The organism is Streptomyces sp. WI03-4A (assembly GCF_033792105.1).
Lineage (GTDB): Bacteria > Actinomycetota > Actinomycetes > Streptomycetales > Streptomycetaceae > Streptomyces > Streptomyces collinus_A.
In genome coordinates this window covers 282480-301223 of sequence record NZ_JARAUO010000004.1, presented here as the reverse complement: position 1 = coordinate 301223, position 18744 = coordinate 282480, and the positions used below count along the sequence as shown (strand labels likewise).

The 18744-nt window shown below is 70.0% G+C and carries 17 protein-coding genes and 1 pseudogene; 10 read left to right on the top strand and 8 right to left on the bottom strand.

Features of this window, described 5'->3' with window-relative positions; translation table 11 throughout:
* The first annotated feature begins 201 nt into the window (after positions 1-201).
* Together PV343_RS07690 and PV343_RS07685 are read left to right on the top strand one after the other, a co-directional pair.
* The gene (locus PV343_RS07690) at positions 202-606 is read left to right on the top strand and encodes a respiratory nitrate reductase subunit gamma (protein ID WP_319146015.1); all 405 of its coding nucleotides are present in this window, start codon (positions 202-204) and stop codon (positions 604-606) included.
* 149 nt (positions 607-755) lie between these two features.
* Positions 756-2441 carry a CocE/NonD family hydrolase gene (locus PV343_RS07685; RefSeq protein WP_319146014.1) on the top strand — a complete coding sequence of 562 codons (1686 nt, stop codon included), beginning with the start codon at positions 756-758 and terminating at the stop codon, positions 2439-2441.
* Between the two features lie 109 nt (positions 2442-2550).
* On the opposite strand, the gene PV343_RS07680 is transcribed toward PV343_RS07685, so the two are convergent.
* Positions 2551-2754, bottom strand: coding sequence for a DUF6207 family protein (locus PV343_RS07680; RefSeq protein WP_319146013.1), 204 nt, complete (start codon positions 2752-2754; stop codon positions 2551-2553).
* A 153-nt stretch (positions 2755-2907) separates the two neighbouring features.
* Here PV343_RS07680 and PV343_RS07675 point away from each other — a divergent pair, with 153 nt between their 5' ends.
* Positions 2908-3471 (top strand): dihydrofolate reductase family protein, encoded by a 564-nt coding sequence (locus tag PV343_RS07675; RefSeq protein ID WP_319146012.1) that lies wholly within the window; start codon positions 2908-2910, stop codon positions 3469-3471.
* A 41-nt stretch (positions 3472-3512) separates the two neighbouring features.
* On the opposite strand, the gene PV343_RS07670 is transcribed toward PV343_RS07675, so the two are convergent.
* Together PV343_RS07670 and ctaD are read right to left on the bottom strand one after the other, a co-directional pair.
* Positions 3513-3920, bottom strand: a complete 408-nt coding sequence (locus PV343_RS07670) for a cytochrome C oxidase subunit I (protein WP_319146011.1) — start codon at positions 3918-3920, stop codon at positions 3513-3515.
* A complete protein-coding gene (gene ctaD, locus PV343_RS07665) occupies positions 3917-5644 on the bottom strand; it encodes a cytochrome c oxidase subunit I (RefSeq protein ID WP_401701847.1) in 1728 nt (575 codons plus the stop codon). The genes PV343_RS07670 and ctaD overlap by 4 nt, the downstream gene beginning before the upstream one ends.
* A gap of 221 nt (positions 5645-5865) precedes the next feature.
* On the opposite strand from ctaD, the gene PV343_RS07660 reads away from it, so the two are divergent.
* On the top strand, positions 5866-6513 hold the full coding sequence (locus PV343_RS07660; protein ID WP_319146010.1) for a tetratricopeptide repeat protein: 648 nt from the start codon (positions 5866-5868) through the stop codon (positions 6511-6513).
* A 114-nt stretch (positions 6514-6627) separates the two neighbouring features.
* Here the strand turns inward: PV343_RS07660 and PV343_RS07655 are convergent, their stop codons facing one another.
* Both PV343_RS07655 and PV343_RS07650 read right to left on the bottom strand, forming a co-directional pair.
* Positions 6628-7458 (bottom strand): FG-GAP and VCBS repeat-containing protein, encoded by an 831-nt coding sequence (locus PV343_RS07655; protein ID WP_319146009.1) that lies wholly within the window; start codon positions 7456-7458, stop codon positions 6628-6630.
* 175 nt (positions 7459-7633) lie between these two features.
* Positions 7634-7732: pseudogene (locus PV343_RS07650) on the bottom strand (hypothetical protein); the annotation flags it as partial.
* Between the two features lie 107 nt (positions 7733-7839).
* On the opposite strand from PV343_RS07650, the gene PV343_RS07645 reads away from it, so the two are divergent.
* Complete coding sequence (locus PV343_RS07645; protein ID WP_319146008.1) at positions 7840-8079, top strand: hypothetical protein; 240 nt, start codon at positions 7840-7842, stop codon at positions 8077-8079.
* A complete protein-coding gene (locus PV343_RS07640; RefSeq protein WP_133924844.1) occupies positions 8079-8456 on the top strand; it encodes a fic family toxin-antitoxin system, toxin component in 378 nt (125 codons plus the stop codon). Before PV343_RS07645 ends, PV343_RS07640 begins: the two co-directional genes overlap by 1 nt.
* Positions 8457-8504: 48 nt before the next feature.
* On the opposite strand, the gene PV343_RS07635 is transcribed toward PV343_RS07640, so the two are convergent.
* Together PV343_RS07635 and PV343_RS07630 are read right to left on the bottom strand one after the other, a co-directional pair.
* On the bottom strand, positions 8505-9299 hold the full coding sequence (locus tag PV343_RS07635; protein WP_319146007.1) for an alpha/beta fold hydrolase: 795 nt from the start codon (positions 9297-9299) through the stop codon (positions 8505-8507).
* Positions 9300-9534: 235 nt separating this feature from the next.
* The gene (locus PV343_RS07630; protein ID WP_319146006.1) at positions 9535-10386 is read right to left on the bottom strand and encodes a LysR family transcriptional regulator; all 852 of its coding nucleotides are present in this window, start codon (positions 10384-10386) and stop codon (positions 9535-9537) included.
* A gap of 81 nt (positions 10387-10467) precedes the next feature.
* Between PV343_RS07630 and PV343_RS07625 the strand changes: the two genes are divergently transcribed.
* From PV343_RS07625 to PV343_RS07610, 4 genes are all read left to right on the top strand, one after another.
* Positions 10468-11010 carry a cupin domain-containing protein gene (locus tag PV343_RS07625; protein ID WP_319146005.1) on the top strand — a complete coding sequence of 181 codons (543 nt, stop codon included), beginning with the start codon at positions 10468-10470 and terminating at the stop codon, positions 11008-11010.
* A 26-nt stretch (positions 11011-11036) separates the two neighbouring features.
* Entirely contained in the window at positions 11037-11396 is a 360-nt protein-coding gene (locus PV343_RS07620) for a DoxX family protein (RefSeq protein WP_319146004.1), read from the top strand.
* A 487-nt stretch (positions 11397-11883) separates the two neighbouring features.
* Positions 11884-15588, top strand: a complete 3705-nt coding sequence (locus PV343_RS07615) for a S8 family serine peptidase (RefSeq protein ID WP_319146003.1) — start codon at positions 11884-11886, stop codon at positions 15586-15588.
* Positions 15589-15722: 134 nt separating this feature from the next.
* Positions 15723-16730, top strand: coding sequence for a transcriptional regulator TrmB (locus PV343_RS07610; RefSeq protein ID WP_319146002.1), 1008 nt, complete (start codon positions 15723-15725; stop codon positions 16728-16730).
* A gap of 69 nt (positions 16731-16799) precedes the next feature.
* Here the strand turns inward: PV343_RS07610 and htpG are convergent, their stop codons facing one another.
* On the bottom strand, positions 16800-18734 hold the full coding sequence (gene htpG, locus PV343_RS07605; protein WP_319146001.1) for a molecular chaperone HtpG: 1935 nt from the start codon (positions 18732-18734) through the stop codon (positions 16800-16802).
* Positions 18735-18744: the final 10 nt, after the last annotated feature.

Here is an 18744-nt window from a genome sequence, read left to right as displayed (position 1 = left end):
GCGTATCTGGTGGAACACATATGGCCGAAGGAGCGGCGCGGCCCTGCGCGCCCGACCGCCGGCGCATGTCCCCTTGGTGTCCCCGCACCACTGAGGCGGGCGCCGCACCGCGGTCGCCGAGGCACACGGCACCGCCCACCCGAATGCTCCGAATGCCCGGAAGGCTCGCCGTCCCGCAGCCGAGGTGGATTACTGCCATGTGTGACCGCGATCCCCGAGCCGTCGTCCCCCGCGGACGCCCTGCTGAGGGCGGGCCGCTTCTTCACGAGGCGCCAGGTGTCGCCCGGCCAGCGGGCGGTCTTCCTGGAGGGGGCCGCGAGGGTGACGTCTTCTACCGCGACCGCTGGAGCCACGACACGGTCCGTCATCGGCCACGTCATCGGCCTGCTGATCCCCGAGAGCTGGACCAGCCGGGCGGGTCTGAGCGAGCACGCCTACCACGAGCGGGCCATCGCCTTGGGCACACAACTACCGCGAGACCGTCTCACCCTGGTTCCGGCCCGCCTGACCCCGTCAGGAGCCCGCGTCCACGTCCACACGTGCGACGAAGCCCGGCTGCCGGTCGGAATGCTGCGCATATGCCAAGGGCTGTTCCAAGTGGCATAACTCTACGCACTTGCTAGGCTACGCATTGTGTTCGGTGCGTCTGGAACGAAGACCACCGCCCTCTTCCCGTCCCGCTGAGACCGGGGCGTGCTCCTCTTCGCGCTTGCGCGTTCATGCGCAGCCCCCCACAAAGGAAGGCAGGTTCCGTCATGCCTGTTGACGACCACTCGGCCGCCCCGTTCACGCTCGACCCGGAAAGCCTCGCCAAACTGGACGCGATGCGCGACGCGATGCTCGACCCGTCGCCGCGGCGCATCGGAAAGCTCGACCAGTGGGGCCTGGCCGACACCTACGAGGTGTACGCGGAGATCGCCGAGTACCGGGAGCTCCCGATCACCATGTCGGACGGGACGCAGATCGACGCGGCGCTCAGCGTCCCCCGCCACCTCGCACCCGGCCAGGGCTGTCCCACGATCCTCATGCCCGCCCCGCTCGTCGACATCGGCCGCAGAGCCTATCTCGGGATGTTCCCGCGCTGGGCCCTGGGCGGCTACGCCGTCCTGGCCTACAGTCAGCGGGGCCTGGCCGAGTCCGGGGGCGACATCCAGGTCGCCGGCCCCCGGGACGTCGCCGACGGCGTCGAGATCCTCGAGTGGCTGGCCGGGACGCAAGGTGTCGACGCCGACCGGATCGGCTGCTTCGGCGCGTCCTACGGCGCCGGAACCAGCCTGCTGCTGGCTGCCGAGGACAAGCGGGTCAAGGCCGTGGCCGGCGCCAGCGCCTGGGGAGACCTGCTGGCCTCGCTGTACCAGAACGACACCCGGCACATCCAGGCCTTCGAGGCGCTGGTGAAACTCTTCAACGAGGAGCGGTGCTCGAAGGAGTTCCGCAAGATCATCGACAAGATCCGCAGCAACGTCATCGACGACGAGGTCAAGGAGTTCGCCCGGGTCCGCTCACCGAGGCACCACCTGAAGGAGTACGGCGCGGACTTGCCGATCCTGATGACGACCTACTGGCACGAGACCATCTTCTCGGTGCCGGCGGTCGTGGACTTCTTCAACCACCTGCAGGGCCCGAAGTCGCTGCTCGTCCAGATCGGTGACCACGGAAACGGCGAACTGGCCGGGATGCTGGGCCTGATCTCCAAGCCGACCGAGATGACCTACCGCTGGATGGACCACCACCTCGGTGGCAGTGCGGGCGACGGAGCCAAGCCGCAGTTCGGAGTGCGCTCGGAGTACATGCACAACCTCCTCTCCGACGTGTCCCATCCCAAGTGGGAGGCCTACCTCCTGCCCCGCAAGCGGTTCCACCTCGCCGCCGCGCCCTCGGGCCGACCCGACGCGCCCATGTCCCAGGGGCAACCGCAGCCCGGCTGGACCCGCTCCCTGCAGACCACCGGCCAGGAAACCGAAGCCGTCGCCGCCCCGCAGCTGATCAAGACGGGTATGGCGGAGCGCATGGGCATGCCCCACCTCTACCGGACCGCCGGCATCGACCGTGACCAGGTCCTGATCTGGACCTCGACGCCCCTGGACCAACCGATGCGTGTCCAGGGCGAACTGGAGCTCCGGGTGACCGTCAAGCCCACGGCAAGGAACGCCACCATCGTGGCCTACCTGATGGACTGCGACCCGGCGACCGGCAACGCCGCCATCATCACCCACGCCCCGTACACCCTCACCGGCCGGCAGGCCGACAAGGCCACCACGGTGACCTTCCCGCTGCAGCCCGCCCACTACGTGCTGCGCCAGGGCCGCCAGCTCCAGCTGATCATCGGCTCGCACGACCGGTTGTTCGCCGACGCCAACACCACGCCGTCCACCATCGAGATCTCCTCGCCGCAGGGCGCCGAGTCCTACGTCGACATCCCGCTGGGCCCCCTGGCGTAGCAGGCGACGGCGTCGCCCCGGCCCGTCACCGGTCGAGCCCTGTGCCTGCCGCGGTCAGCGACTGGCCGCACAGGGACAGGGCTCATGGCTGAGGATGCGGACGTGCGGCCTAGGGGCGCTGGCGCATGTCCAGACTGCAGCGCAGCCGGACGCCCAACTGTCCGGGAGCGCGGTTGGTGCGTTCCACGGCGGTCGTCGCCCACATCGCGGCGAGCGCGGCGACGAAGGCGAACGCCGTCTGGTCGTCGGCGGCCGTGATGTCGACAACGATCAGGCCCGGCTCCGGCACGTGAACCTCGTTGATCACTTCCATGCACCTCACGACGCTCGGACGTGTCGCACGGGTTCGCGTCGCTTCCGCAGTTCACCCGAGCGGCGCACACGAGGTTCCGCGCGCCGCGATGAGTCCCGCGGTGTCCGGCGGTCGTACTGTCGAACCCGTACCCGTCACCAAAGGGGACTCGCGATGCGCAGCGTGACCTATTCGATGAGCGTCTCACTCGACGGCTACATCGTCGGACCGGACGGCGGCTTCAACTGGTCGGTGCCCGACGAGGAGGTCTTCCGCCTCGCCACGGACGAGGTGCGACAGCTCGGTGTCCACCTGCTGGGACGACGGCTGTACGAGACGATGCTGTACTGGGAGACCGCCGACGAGGACCCCGCGATGGACTTCTCGACGCGCGAGTTCGCCACGATCTGGAAGTCACTCCCCAAGGTGGTGTTCTCCACCACCTTGCCGGCGGTCCAGGGCAACGCACGGCTGGCCTCCGGCGGCCTGGCGGAGGAGATCGAGCGATTGCGAGCCGAGCCGGGAGAGGGTGACATCGCGATCGGCGGCGCGACTCTCGCCGCCGAGGTGGCCGCGGCGGGGCTGATCGACGAGTACCGGGCCAGGGTCTACCCGGTGCTGGTCGGCGGCGGTATCCCGTTCTTCCCACGGCACGAGCGCCGAGTGGACCTCGAACTCGTCGAAACCCGCGCTTTCGGTTCCGGAGTCGCCTACCTCCGCCACCGCGTGGCGCGCTGACCGGCTCGGCGCCCGCCACGGATCGCCCCGTGGCCAAGACCTCAGTGGGTGCGGAGGAGAGCGAGGGCGGTGGTGACCGTCGTGAGGGCGGTGCCGATGCCGAGGGTCCAGGCGAGGCAGCGGCGGCGCAGTTGCCGGTAGCGGTGCTCGTACTCGGCGCGGATCTGGATGCAGCGGCCGGCGATGTGTTCGAGGTCGGTGCGGGCACGTTGGAGGCTGTCGGCGGTGTAGGCCTGTTCGATGGCGACCCGTTGGGATGTGGTAAGCCAGTCCAGAGGCGCCGTGAACTCACGTGCCCGCTGCTCGGATTCCGTGATCCTGGCCTGCCAGAGGAGATAGCCCTCGACCTGGTTGCTGAGGACTTTTCCCGCGTTCGGATGGGGTGGGCCGGCCTTCTCGGGGCCGGGCTCCGACGGGTGGTGGCCGGGATGGGGGTTTCGGCCGTTCATCGGAGTCCGGGGCCGGAGTTCTGGGCGCCGGCCGGAAGGTGGCCCTCGTGTTCGTTCATCGCGATGTCGGGGTGGTGGAGGTCGAAGGCGGGGGATTCGCTGCGGACGCGGGGCAGGGTGAGGAAGTTGTGGCGCGGCGGCGGGCAGGAGGTCGCCCACTCCAGCGAACGGCCGTAGCCCCACGGGTCGTCCACGCCGACCGGCTTGCCGTACTTGGCCGTCTTCCACACGTTGTAGAGGAAGGGGAGCATCGACAGGCCGAGGAGGAAGGAGCTGATGGTGGAGATGGTGTTCAGCGTGGTGAAGCCGTCTGCGGCGAGATAGTCGGCGTAACGGCGGGGCATGCCTTCGGCGCCGAGCCAGTGCTGGACCAGGAACGTGCCGTGGAAGCCGACGAACAGCGTCCAGAAGGTCATCTTGCCGAGTCGTTCGTCGAGCATCTTGCCGGTCATCTTCGGCCACCAGAAGTGGAAGCCGGAGAACATCGCGAACACGACGGTCCCGAAGACGACGTAATGGAAGTGCGCCACCACGAAGTACGAGTCGGAGACGTGGAAGTCCAGCGGCGGCGAAGCCAGGATGACACCGGTCAGGCCGCCGAACAGGAAGGTGACGAGAAAGCCTGCGGCCCACAGCATGGGTGTCTCGAAGGACAAGGAGCCCTGCCACATGGTGCCGATCCAGTTGAAGAACTTCACGCCGGTGGGTACGGCGATGAGGAACGTCATGAAGGAGAAGAACGGCAGCAGCACGGCACCGGTCACGAACATGTGATGCGCCCACACCGTCACGGACAATCCGGCGATCGAGATGGTCGCCGCGACGAGGCCCATGTATCCGAAGATCGGCTTGCGGGAGAAGACCGGGATGACCTCGGTGACGATTCCGAAGAACGGCAGCGCGATGATGTACACCTCTGGATGGCCGAAGAACCAGAAGAGGTGCTGCCACAAGATCGCTCCGCCGTTGGCCGCGTCGTACACGTGGGCGCCGAGGATGCGATCCGCTGCCAGGGCGAACAGTGCGGCGGCCAGCACCGGGAAAGCGAACAGGACCAGGACCGCGGTCAGCAGCACGTTCCAGGTGAAGATCGGCATGCGGAACATCGTCATGCCCGGTGCGCGCATGCAGATGATCGTGGTGATGAAGTTGACCGCACCGAGGATGGTGCCGAAGCCCGAGAAGGCCAACCCCAGGATCCACATGTTCGGCCCGAAGCCAGGCGACCGTACAGCGTCCGACAAGGGGGTGTACGCGAACCAGCCGAAGTCCGCCGCACCTTGCGGCGTGATGAAGCCGCCCACCGCGATCAGCGAACCGAACAAGTAGAACCAGTAGGCCAACATGTTCAGCCGGGGAAACGCGACGTCGGGGGCGCCGATCTGCAGCGGCATGATCCAGTTGGTGAAGCCGGCGAAGAGCGGGGTGGCGAACATCAGCAGCATGATCGTGCCGTGCATCGTGAACAGCTGGTTGTACTGCTCCTTGGAGACGATCTGCAGGCCGGGGCGAGCGAGCTCGGCGCGGATCAGCAGCGCCATCACGCCGCCGACCAGGAAGAAGATGAACGACGTCGTCAGATACAGCGTGCCGATCGTCTTGTGGTCGGTGGTCGTCAGCCACTTCACCACGACGTTGCCGGGCTGCTTGCGCCTGAGGGGTAGCTCGTCGGCGTAGGTGTCCTCGGCTGGCGCGGAGCCCTGAGGTTCGTTGAGGATGCTCACAGGTGGTCCGTCTCCCGAGAGGTATGCGTTCCGCTCGCGCCGTCGCGCCGGTCACCGGCCATCCTCGCGGTGCGAGGGCCGGACGAGGGGCGCTGAGCGGTCCGGGCGCGGCCGATCGCATGACGGATGCACTCGGATGGAGCAGTGCGGGCGCGTCGCGCACGGGGTACGGGGCCGATAGCCTCGGCGTTGCCATCGGCCAACGGGGGAGGGGCTCGAGTATGCAGGGGCAGGACTGGACCGAACGTGCGGATGAGCTGTTCGAAGCGGCGATGTTCCGCGGGGACGCGTCCGCGCTGGACAGGTCCGATGACATGCTGGACGCGGTCGAGGCGCCGCTCTCCATGGCGCGAGGCAAGGTACTGCACGTGCGCTTCCTGAACGACCACGTGGAGGACAGCCAGGAACTGGTGCTGTTCGAGCGCGCGGCCGAGTTGTACCAGCGTCTGGGAGACGCGTCGGGTGAGGCGGACGCGTTGTTCTGGGTCGGCTGCTGGCACCAGGTGGTCAAGGGCGACGACGCCGTCGGCAGGCCATGCTTCGAGCGGTCGTACGCGCTGGCGAAATCCGTCGACGACCGCATGACGATGTCCTATGCGGTCCGCCACCTGGGCTTCGCCGACAAGAACGCGGGCGACTTCGAGCAGGCCCGCGACCGGTTGGCCGAATCGGTGACCCTGCGCCGCGAGCTCGGTTTCGGGCCCGGGGAAGCGGCCGGCCTGGTGGCGCTGGCCTACCTCGCGGCCGAAACGGGTGACCCCGCAACGGCGTCCCGCCACCTCGACGAGGCCCAGTCGGTCGCCGAGAGCTGCGATGCCAAGACCGTGCTGGGGTGGATCGAGCAGGCCCACACGCACATTCGCTCCTAATGAACCACGCCGGCGGCGAGCCGGGAACGGCAGTCGGTCGTGGATGCCCGAGGAGCAGCCGCACGGCGCGGCCGCCGAACTCGGCCGCGCCGCAATCCCGCTGGCGACCAGTCCTCAGCCGAGCAGGGTCTCGCCGATCCCGGAACCGGGCGCGACGCCGTAGTCCTTGGGGCCGAACACGCTGACGTCGCGGGTGCTCAGTCCGGTGCTGGTGCCCCGCAGCTGCCAGACGGCACCGCTGCCCTGGTTGTGGTAGGAGTCCTCATCGGGGGCTGAGGCGGCGAGGTCCGCCTTGCCGTCGCCGTTGAGGTCGGCGAGACGGACCTGGGAGCCGAACACGTCGTTGTTCTCGGTGCTGCCGGGGACGCCGGAAGTGGCCTGTGAGTAGCGTGCCGCGCCGGTGGTGGTCAGGCCGTGGGCACCACCGCGCAGCACGAGGACGTCACCGGCCCTCCTGGTCCGTCCGAAGGACTCGTAGGGGACGCCGATCGCGAGTTCGGCGCGGTGGTCGCCGGTGATGTCGGCGATGGACAGGGACGCGCCGAAGTTGTCGTCGCTCTCGTCGGAGCCGGGTATGCCGGCGGTGTCCTGGTGGTAGACGTGGCCTGTGGGGGCCAGACCGCCGTCGATGCCGGGGGCGCCGTAGCGGACGGTGACGTAACCGGCGCCGTGGCTGGGGTCGGCCACTCCGTTGGCGTGGAGGCGCGGGTCGGCCAGGGCGACGGCGAGGTCGTCGCGGCCGTCGCCGTTGAGGTCTCCGGCCGCCACGCGGTCGCCGCCGCCGAGCCGGGCCCGAACGGCGAAGGAGGCGGCGTCGGCGGTGCCGGGTTCCTGGCCGTAGACGAGAGTGGCGTCCGGCCGGACGACGGCCAGTTCGTCCTTGCCGTCGCCGTCGAAGTCGCCTGCCGTGATGTTCCAGCTGCCGCTGGGATCCTGGCCCGTCACGTCGATCCCGGTGGGAGCCTTGGTACGGGTGAACGTTTTCCGGCGTGGCGGAGGTAGTGTCCCCCTCGCGTACCCGTCGCGGTCCAGATCGGTAGACGTGCTTGCTGGTCAGGCCGTGGGCGGAGCCGAACGTGACGAGAACAGCGCCGGCGTCCTCCTTGCCGTTGATCGTCTTCTCGGGCATGCCGATGGCGAGGTCCCGGTAACCGTCACCGTTGAAGTCGTCCGCCAGCTTGGCCGGGGAGGCTGCGGCAGGGTCGGCCGAGACGGCCATGAGGCTGCCGGTCACAGAAACAGACTCTCCACCGGCACCGATGGTTGTACCGGGCCACCGGGAACATTCTCCTGACCCGGCATGGTAACAGCTGTTACCATGCCGGTATGGCGAAGACACAACTGGGTGCGCGTGTGGATCAGGACGTGGCGGAACTCGCGAAGAGGCGCGCCGCCGACCTGGGACTGAGCATCGGGGACTACCTGGCCAGGCTGGTGCAGGACGATGCCAGCGGCCTGCGCGCCCGTGCGGTGGACGCGGCTGCCCGCTTCCTGGCCGAGCACCAGGCGGTCTTCGACGAGGCGGAACAGGCTGAGCAGACGCCGCGGGGAGCGAACGCCGCCTGATGGAACTGCACATCGACGTTCCCTGGATCCTGCAGGTCGCCGAGGCCGCCGGGGCGGACGATCCGGCCCCCGACGACTACGGCGTCCCCGTGTCGGCGGTCGCGCGCCACAGGGCCGAGCTGTTCGAGCAGCCCGTCTACGACGGCCCCTACGCCAAAGCCGCCGCCCTGGTCCACACCCTGGGCCGGTGCCGCTGGTTGGAACGCTCCAACCTCGCCGTCGCCGCCGCCACCGGCGTGATGTACCTGGAAGCGGCCGGGATCTCCGTCAAGCCCGCCCGCGAGCACGCCATCGCCCTCAAGGATCTCCTCCTGGACCCCGCCTGCACCGTCGGCAGGATCGCCGCCCTGCTGCGAACCTGGCCCACCGCCACCTGACGTTCCGATCGCGGCTGATCCCGACGCACGACCGCGCAACCGGTTCTCTCAGGAGACGGCCGGTCGTCCCGCCCGCCGGATGGGCATCATCGTCTCCGTCGCGTCCTGCCCGAGGTGATCGAGGATCATCCGGTTCACGAGAGCCGGCTTCTCCAGCGGTACGAGGTGCGAGGCGCCGGGGACGACGGCCAGTTGCGAGCCGGGGACGGCCCGGTAGAGCGCGATCGTGTGCTCCAGCGTCACCATGTCGTCGTCGCCGACCATCACCAGTGTCGGTGCCGTGATCCGCCCCAGGTCCTCGGTGGTCAGGGTCGGCTGACCCCGCCACATGTCGAGGACCTTACGGGCGACGACCGGCCAGTGCCCGGCACCGTCCGGGGTCACCGGTTCGTACATCGCACGGAAGAAGTCCAGCTCGTCGCTGCCGTGGGCCAGGGCGTCGAGCATCGACGGTTCGACGAACGCCTCGTCGGCGGGACGGAAACCGGCCCCGATCACCACCACTTTGCGCACCAGGTCCGGCCGGGCGGCGGCCACGAGCAACGCGACGACGCCCCCGTCGCTCCAGCCCACCAGATGGGCCGGCGCCCGCACGACCGCCTCCAGGAAGTCGCCCGTGTCAGCGGCCATGTCCTCGTACGTCAATGGGCCGGCGACGTCCGGGGTGCGCCCGTGCGCACGACGTTCGGGAAGGAACAGCCGGTACGCGGCGGCGAGGTCGGCTCGCTGCGCGCCCCATGTCTCGATGGTGCAGAAGCCGCCGTGCAGGAGGAGGAGGGGATCGCCGCTTCCCTCGGTCTCGTACCAGGTCCTGACGCCGGGAAGCTCCACGTAGTCGCCCATGGCCCAGCCCCCTCTCCGGACTGTCACCCCGCCGGCCTTCACCGTCCTTCGACCTCGCCGTTGCGGCCAGTCTCCGTCGCGCGGTCGGACGGCGCAACGCGGAACCGGACGAGTGGTGACGGAGACTGAGCCGGTGAATGTTCCCGCCCCGATCACCACCGGGGTGTGCTGGAAGATGCCCCGAGCGGCCCGGACAGGTGACACGGGCTAGCGCACGAGCACCGGTGGTGAGTGCTCAGCGCCGGTACGCCGCCGTCGCGATCTCGACGAGGGACCGGATCAGCGGGTCGGTGTCACCCTCGTTCCACACCGCCACCACTCGACTCGGGGCCATGTCGGTCAGCGGTACGACGGCCAGCTCGTCGGGCAGGTCGTGGCCGAGCGGGGCGAGGCCCACCGTGCCGTTCCACAGGACGGCCTGCAGGCATTCCTGGACGGCGCGCACCACCGGGCCCTCGCGCCGGGTTCCGCCGTTCCAGTACGCCTGCCACACGGGATCGGTGCCCTCCGGGAACTGGAACCAGCGCCGGTCCCTCAGCTCGGCCAGCCGCAGCCGGTCGCGGCCGGCGAGCGGGTCGTCGGCGCGCAGGACGACGCCGACCGGATCGGCCCGCAGCGTACGCACCGTAAGCGCCGTCTCGTCGAACGGCGCGCGGGTCAGGGCGAGGTCGACCAGTCCGGCGCGCAGCCCGCACGTCGGGTCGGTCAGGTCGGTGTCGCGGACGCGGATGTCGATGCCCGGGTGGTCACGGCGGTAGGCGGCGGCCAGCCTGGACACGCCAGGGTCGGTGCCGTCGCCCAGGATGCCTACCGTGATGCTCGCGTTGCCGGCCGCGGCGCTGACGCGTACCCGGACCCGCTCGGCTCGGTCGAGCAGCGCCCGCGCCTCGTCGAGGAGCACGGCTCCCACCGGCGTGAGCGTGACGCCGGTGGGCGTGCGGTCGAGGAGCAGCGCCCCGATGTCGGCCTCCAGCCGCTTGATCGCCCGGCTCAGCGGCGGCTGGCTCATGTGCAGCCGAGTGGCGGCCCGGCCGAAGTGGAGTTCCTCGGCGACGGCCACGAAGTAGCGCAAGGTCCGTAGCTCCACCCTGCAACGATACCCGGCGGGTATCGGCCTCGCGTAACAGGTCTTGGACAGCCGTGGGGCCCTGGCGGTGGACTCGTGAACATGACCGAAGAAGCGAAGACCGGCGAGTCGAAGACCCGCGAACCGAAGGCCGGCGAGCCGCAGACGCACGAGTCGCAGTTCATCTCCGGCGTGTCGGTGGTGGGCCCCGGCGGCGGCGAGTCGATCATTCTGGGTTCCACACGTATGCGCGTCCTGGAGGACGGCAGCCACACCGGGCACCGTCTCGCGATCGCCGAGTCAGTCCTCGCGCCGCACACCCAGGGGCCGCCGCAGCACCGCCACGCCCGGCACGACGAGGGCTTCTACATCCTTTCCGGCACCGTACGGTTCACCGTCGGGAACGAGGAGTACGACGCCTCCACGGGCACGCTCGTGATGGTCCCGCCCGGTACCCCTCACACCTTCGCCAACCCGTCCGACGAACCCGCCGTCATGCTCAGCACCTTCACCCCCGACCTGTACGTGCAGTACTTCCGCGACCTCCAGAAAGTGCTCGCCGAGGGCCGGCCGTTGACGCCACAGGCCAATGCCGACGCGATGAGCCGCTACGCGACCGAGCCCGCCACCCCCGGCCTCGCCTGAAGCCGACGGGAGCAGGAACGGGAACGATGAACATCGCCTACTGGATCGTCGCGGGACTTCTCACCCTCTTCTACCTCTACGCCGGAACGCTGAAGCTGATCCGCGGCCGTGACCGACTCAGGCCGATGATGGCCTGGGTCGACCGTGTGCCCCTGCCCGCTGTCAGAGCGCTGGGAACGGTCGAAGTGCTCGGCGCGACCGGTCTGATCCTGCCGCCCCTGACGGGCATCGCGCCCGCGTCGGCGCCGGTCGCGGCCATCGGCTTCGTCCTCCTGCAGACCGGTGCCGTCGCCGTCCACCTCACGGGCGAGGACCGCCGGGTCGCACTCAACATCGGCCTCCTCACCACCGCGGCCGTCACCGCCTGGCTGGCGACCGGGCTCTGATCGGAACGGGTGGGAGCACGGCGGGGGTCGCGACCGGTCGCGGCGCCGGATCGCCGGACCCCGCATGCGTGTGCGAACCTCACCGTCCCCTTCGCACTGGCCAACTCACCTGAAGGCTTGAACGTGGAGCAGAGACAACCGTCCGCAGACACTCGCGACCGTTCCTTTCACCGCCGCGCCCGCCCACGCCGTGAACGGCGACCCCCTTCGTCAGCCGAGGCGGCGTCAGGGTCGCGTCGTGCAACGACGTCCTGGCGGAGCGCTGGAGCGCCGTGGACGCGTGATCCCCCGGGCAGCCCATGAGCCCTGATCGCGCGGGGGAAAACGCCCCTCTGTCCGCATGCGGGTGATGTGCTGTCGGCAAGTCCTTGCCACGGCGAGGACTTGCCATGACCCGTTCTTCACACCGGCGTGAACCGGCCGATAGACCCAGCACATGTCCTCCCTGTCCTTCCTCTCTTCGTCCTCTTCGACCTCCGACTTGCGGTTGAGACGCTGGCAGTTCGTCTCGGCCGCCACCGCGGTGTCGCTGCTGCTGTCCGGGCTCGCGGGCGCGCAGGCGTCCGCGCAGGCCGCCCTGAACAGACCGGCTGCCCCCGCCGAGCCCTCGGCCGCCACACACAAGGTCACCCTGGTCACCGGCGACGTCGTCACGGTCACCACGATGGCCGACGGCAAGCAGACGGCCGACGTCGACCGGCCGGACAGCGCCGTCGGCGGCGTCAAGATGCAGCAGATCAACGGTGATCTGTACGTCGTCCCCGACGAGGCGGCCCCGCTGCTGGGCGCCGGCAAGCTGGACCGGCGGCTGTTCGACGTCACCGCACTGGTCAAGATGGGCTACGACGACGCCGGTTCGGACGCGGTCCCACTGATCGCGACGTACGGCAAGCCGAAGGCGCACACCGCTGCCGCACCGGACGCCCCGCGGGGCAGCAAGCTCACCGGCAGACTCAAGAGCGTCAATGCCGCCATGCTGCGTACCGACAAGCGGCGGACTCGCACGTTCTGGCAAGGTGTCGCGCCGCGCGGCTCCGCCAAGTTGGGCGCGGGCATGGCCAAGCTGTGGCTCGACGCCCGTGTGAAGGCCGACCTCAAGGAGAGCGTGCCGCTGATCGGCGCGCCCGAAGCGTGGGCGGCCGGCTACACCGGCAAGGGGGTCAAGGTCGCCGTGCTCGACACCGGCGTCGACGTCAACCACCCCGACCTCGCGGGGTCGATCGACCGTACGGCCAGCTTCGTGCCGGACGAGGACATCACCGACGTCAACGGTCACGGCACGCACGTGGCCGGCACCATCGTCGGCTCGGGCGCCGCATCCGACGGCGCCTACAAGGGAGTCGCCCCCGACGCGGAGCTGTACGTCGGCAAGGTGCTCGGCGGCAAGGAGGGCTACGGCCAGGACTCCTGGGTCATGGCCGGCATGCAGTGGGCCGCCGAGTCCGGCGCCGACGTCGTCAGCATGAGCCTGGGCGACACCTACCCCACGGACGGCAGCGACCCGCTGTCACAGACGGTCGACGCGCTGTCCGAGCGCTACGGCACCCTGTTCGTCATCGCCGCCGGCAACGCGGGCCCGGAGAGCATCTCCGCCCCGGGCGCGGCCGCCTCCGCGCTGACCGTGGCCGCCACGGACAAGCAGGACCGGTTGGCGTCCTTCTCCAGCACCGGCCCGCTGGCCGGATCGGGCGGCATGAAGCCGGACATCGCCGCACCCGGAGTGGACATCACCTCGGCCCGGTCACAGGAGATGACGGACGGGGGCGAGGGCATGTACCGGACGCTCAGCGGCACCTCCATGGCCACCCCGCACGTGGCCGGCGCGGCGGCGATCCTCGCCCAGCGGCACCCGGACTGGACCGGCGCGCAGCTCAAGGAACAGCTGATGAGCACCGCGAAGGGCCTGGACAGCGGGTACTCGCCGTACGAGGTCGGCACCGGCCGGGTCGACGTGGCCGCCGCCGTGCGCACCACGGTCCGCGGCACCGGGTCGCTCTTCTTCGGCAACCACACCTGGCCCATGGGACCGGACGACGTCGCCGTCACGAAGGACCTGACCTTCACCAACACCGGAGCCCAGGACGTCACGCTGGACCTGGCGCTCACTGCCGACAGCGGCCCGTTCTCCCTCGGTGCCACCGAGGTGACCGTCCCCGCGGGCGGGACGGCCGCCGTCCCGGTGACCGGCGACCCGCGGTCCACCGCGGCGGGCCGGCACGTCGGCTACGTGACGGCCACCGACGCGGGCACGGGCAAGCCGGTGACCCGCACCTCCCTGGCGCTGCTCAAGGAGGACGAGCGCTACGACCTGAACATCAAGCTGATCGGCAGGGACGGCAAGCCCGCCGCCGGCTGGGTCGGCGTCAACCTGGCCGGCGACGTCTGGCCCTGGTCGGTCTACGTCGACGGCTCCACCACCCTGCGCATGGCGCCCGGCCGGTACACCGTGGCGGGGAACATCGACGTGGCGGGCGAGAAGGCCGACCGCTCGGGGCTGGCCGTACTCGTCGATCCCGAAGCCGTGGTCGAGGACGGCCCGGTGGACGTGGTGCTGGACGCGAGCAAGGCCCGGCTGCTGCGCACCGAGGCCCCGCAGCGCACCGAGGACCGCCAGCGCAAGGTCGACTTCAACGTCCATTACGACGGCCAGGACCCGTACACGGACTACCGCAGCGCGTACGTGCTCCCGCAGACCTACGACGACGTCTACGTCTCCCCGACGAAGCCCATGAAGCACGGCGAGTTCACGCTGACCACCCGCTGGCGCAAGGGAGAGCCACAGCTCGCTCTGAGCGCGCGGGGCGGCCGTCTCCGCTTCGACGCCCTGGTGCAGCCGGGCAGCGCCCTGGGCACCGCCACCGACCGCCGGCACGTGGTCTACGCGGGCCATGGATCGGCCTCCGCGTACGCGACGATCAAGGCCAGGGGCAAGGTCGTCGTCGTGCGGCGCAGTGACGAGGTGTCGCCGCAGGAGCGCGCCGCGGCCGCGGCCGCGGCCGGCGCGAAGGCACTGATCGTGGTCAACGACGGTGCCGGTGCGCTGGCGGAGTACGTCGGCGAGTCGGCCGTCCCGGTGGCGAGCGTGCACCGGGACGCGGGCAGGGCCCTCATCGCGCTGGCCAGGTCCGGCACCGCCGAACTCACCGTGAAGCAGACCGAGTACACGCCGTACGTCTACGACCTCACCCGCGACTACCCCGGCCGGGTGCCGGACCGCGCCCTCGTCTACCGGCCCGCCAAGGCCGACCTCGCCCGGATCGACGCCCGCTACTACCAGGCCACGGGCGGCGGTACGGCGGAGGGCTACCGCTCCGACTTCACCCTGAGCCCGTCGTTCAACCTTCCCGAGCGCGAGTGGCACCCGGGTACGCGCACCGAGTGGGTCACTCCCGGGCAGGTCTGGCGAGAGTTCCACACGCAGGGCCTCGACACGGCCCTGCCGTGGTCGATGGTGTCGGGCGACAACCGGTACGCCAGGGGCAGCACCACCCGGCTGGACTGGTTCGCCCCGGTGACACGGCCGAGCCAGAACGAATCCTTCGGCGTGTACAACAGCCGCTGGCAGAACTACATGACCTGGAACGTGCAGCCGTGGGCCTCCGCCAGCGCCACCATGCGGCTCGGCGGCTACCTGCCCTGGGGTGAGACGCCGACCCGCCTGCGGGTCCTCCAGGGAGACAAGGAGATCTACGACAACCCGGCCGGCGGCGACATGCAGTGGCAGGAGGTGCCCGCAGGCAACCGGCCCTACCGGGCCGTCCTGGACGCGGAGCGCCCCGGTGACGTCTTCCGGCTGTCGACGCGCACCCACACGGAGTGGACGTTCACGTCGGACACCGTCGAAGGGGACTCCTTCGAGCCGTTCTCCGTGCTGAACCTGGACTACGCACTGGAGTCCGACCTGCACGGCGACGTCAAGGCCGACGCGAACCAGAAGATCGCGCTCAAGCCGGTGCCGCTGGGCGGCACTTCGCTGCCGGGCCGGATCAGCGCGGTGAAGCTGGACGTCTCGTACGACGACGGCGTCACCTGGCGGAAGGTGACCCTGGCCAAGGGCGCCGACGGTTCCTGGCGAGGCTCGTTCAGGACCCCGAAGAAGCGCGCCGGCTTCGTCTCGGTCCGCGCGAGCGCCACGACGAACAACGGCTTCGCCGTCAGGAACGACATCATCCGGGCGTACGGACTGCGATGAGGCAAGGCGTCGGGCCCCGGGAAGGCGACTTCTCGGGGCCCACCCCGGACCCGCCCTCACCAGGGACTTCTCAAGATCCGCGGCCGTGGCGCATACTGCCTGCGCCGTGGCTAGGTGGGGGGAGGCGGTCGCCGATGCTGGATGTGCTGGGCCTCGAGGCCGATGACGAACGCGTGTACCGGGCGCTGCTCGGACGGCCCGGGTCCACCGCGCCCCTGCTGTCGGACGCCTGCGGCCTGGCACAGGATCCCGTCGACACGGCCCTGTGCCGGCTGGTCGAGTGGGGGTTGGCAATCCGGTCGGCGGACGGCGAGTTCACCGCGGCCCCGCCGACCATGGCGCTCGGTGCCCTCATCAGCCAGCGACGGGACGGGCTGCGTGCGGCCGAGCACGCCCTGGTGGCGTTCGCCGAGGAACACCGGGCGGCGATGACCGGGAGCAGCATCGTCGATCTGATCGAGGTCGTCACCGGCGTCGACGCCATCCGCCACCGGTACCTCCAGGTGCAGCAGGCCGCCCGTACGCAGGTCCGCACCTTCATCACCGCTCCGTTCGTCGCGCTGCCGCCGGCGGAGAACACGGCCGAACCCGTGGTCATCGGCCGCGGTGTGCGCTTCCGGGCGGTTCTCGACCGGGGTGTGCTGGCCGAGCCGGGCATCGTCCACGACGCGGCCGACGCCCTGCGCAACGGCGTGCAGCTCCGCGTCGCCGACCAGCTGCCCATGAAACTCATCCTGGCCGATGCCGAACTCGGCCTCGTCCCGCTCGCCACCACACCCGCCGGAGACCCGGGCGCGGTGCTGCTGCACCGCAGCGGCCTGCTGGACGCGATGGACGCGCTGTTCGAGACGGTGTGGCGCACGGCCCATCCGTTCGAGCTGCCGGGCCCCGGCCCGGAGGCCGAACCCGTCGTCACGCCCGGGGCGGACGGTCCGACCGACCTCGACCGGCGCATCCTCGCGCTGCTGCTGGCCGGCGTGACCGACGCGACGGCGGCGCTGCAGCTCGGTCTGTCCCCACGGACGCTGCACCGGCGGCTGCGCCGGCTCATGGACATCGCCGGCGTCCGCACCCGGATGCAACTGGGCGGGCACGCCGTACGCCACGGCTGGACGGAGCCGCCGGTGCCCGGGCGGACGTGACGGCGCCCGGCCGCGAGCTCGCCGACCTGGGCGCCATCCGTGCGCCATCACGGACGCCGGCGTACCCGGCTACAGCGCGCGCTGCAGACGGTCCGCCATCAGTTTGACGAACCGTGCCGGCTCCTTCGGCTGACCGCCCTCGGCGAGTACGGCCAGGCCGTACAGGAGCTCTGCGGTCTCCGCGAGCGCCGTGCGGTCCTCACGCTCCGCGTAGGCCTGGTTGAGGCCCTTCACGAGCTGGTGCTGGGCGTTGAGTTCCAGGATCCGCTTGGCGCGGGGCACCTCCTGGCCCATCGCGCGGTACATGTTCTCCAGCGCCGGGGTCAGATCGTCGGCGTCGGACACCACGCAGGCCGGGGAGACGGTCAGCCGCGACGACAGACGCACCTCCTTGACGTCCTCGCCCAACTGCTCCGTCATCCAGCCGAGGAGCGCCGCGTACTCCTCGCTCCGCTGCTTCTGCTCGTCCTCGGACGCGTCGGTGTCCTCGGCGTCGAGGTCGATGCGGCCCTTGGCGACGGACCGCAGGTTCTTCCCCTCGAACGTGCCGACGGCGTCGGCCCAGACCTCGTCGACGGGGTCGGTGAGCAGCAGCACCTCGATGCCGCGGTCCCGGAACGCCTCCATGTGGGGGGAGTTCTCGATGCTCTGCCGGGACTCGCCGGTCAGGTAGTAGATGTCCTCCTGCCCGTCCTTCATCCGCTCCAGGTACTGCTTGAGCGTCGTCTGCTCGCTCTCGTGGTGGGTGCTCCCGAAGGACGCCACGGCGAGGAGGGCGTCGCGGTTCTCCGCGTCGGTGACCAGCCCCTCCTTCAGGACGGTGCCGAACTCCCGCCAGAACGCGGCGTAGCGGTCCGGGTTCTTGGCCATCATGTCCTTGACGGTGGAGATGACCTTCTTCGTCAGGCGACGGCGCATCATGTCGATGTGACGGTCCTGCTGGAGGATCTCGCGGGAGACGTTGAGCGAGAGGTCCGCCGCGTCGACGACGCCCTTGACGAAGCGGAGGTACGGCGGCAGCAGCGCCTCGCAGTCCTCCATGATGAGCACACGCCGGACGTAGAGCTGCAGCCCCCGCCGGTAGTCACGGTTGAACAGGTCGAACGGGGCGTGGGCGGGCAGGAAGAGCAGCGCCTGGTACTCGAAGGTGCCCTCCGCCTGGAGCCGGATCGTCTCCAGCGGGTCGCGCCAGTCGTGCCCGACGTGCTTGTACAGCTCGTGGTACTCCTCCTCGGACACCTCGTCCCGGGAGCGCGCCCACAGGGCCTTCATGGAGTTCAGCGTCTCCGGCGCGGGCGCCGCCTCGCCCTGGTCCTCCGAGCCCTCGCCGTCCGGGCCCGTGCCCCCGGGCACCATCCGGATGGGCCAGGTGATGAAGTCCGAGTACCGCTTGATGATCTCCCGGATCTTGAACGGGGAGGTGTAGTCGTGCAGTTGGTTGTCCGGGTCGGCCGGCTTGAGGTGGAGGGTGACCGAGGTGCCCTGCGGTGCGTCGGCGACCTTCTCCAGCGTGTACGTGCCCTCACCGCGTGACGTCCAGCGGGTGCCCTCGCTCTCCCCGGCGCGCCGCGTCACCAGGGTCACCGCGTCCGCCACCATGAAACCGGAGTAGAAGCCGACGCCGAACTGGCCGATGAGGCCCTCCTCGGCTCCTTCCTTCGCCTCTTCCTTGGCCTCCCGCAGTTCCTGCAGGAACTGTGCGGTGCCCGAGTGGGCGATCGTGCCGATGAGCTGCCCGACCTCGTCGTACGACATGCCGATGCCGTTGTCGCGCACGGTGAGGGTGCGGGCGTCCTTGTCGGCATCGAGCTCGATGTGCAGGTCGGACACGTCGGCGTCGAGCGAGTCGTCCCGCAGTTTCTCGAGGCGGAGCTTGTCCAGCGCGTCGGAGGCGTTGGAGACGAGCTCGCGGAGGAAGACGTCCTTGTTCGAGTAGACGGAGTGGATCATCAGCTGCAGCAGCTGACGGGCCTCCACCTGGAACTCGAAAGTTTCGGCTGGCATGTTCGCGTAT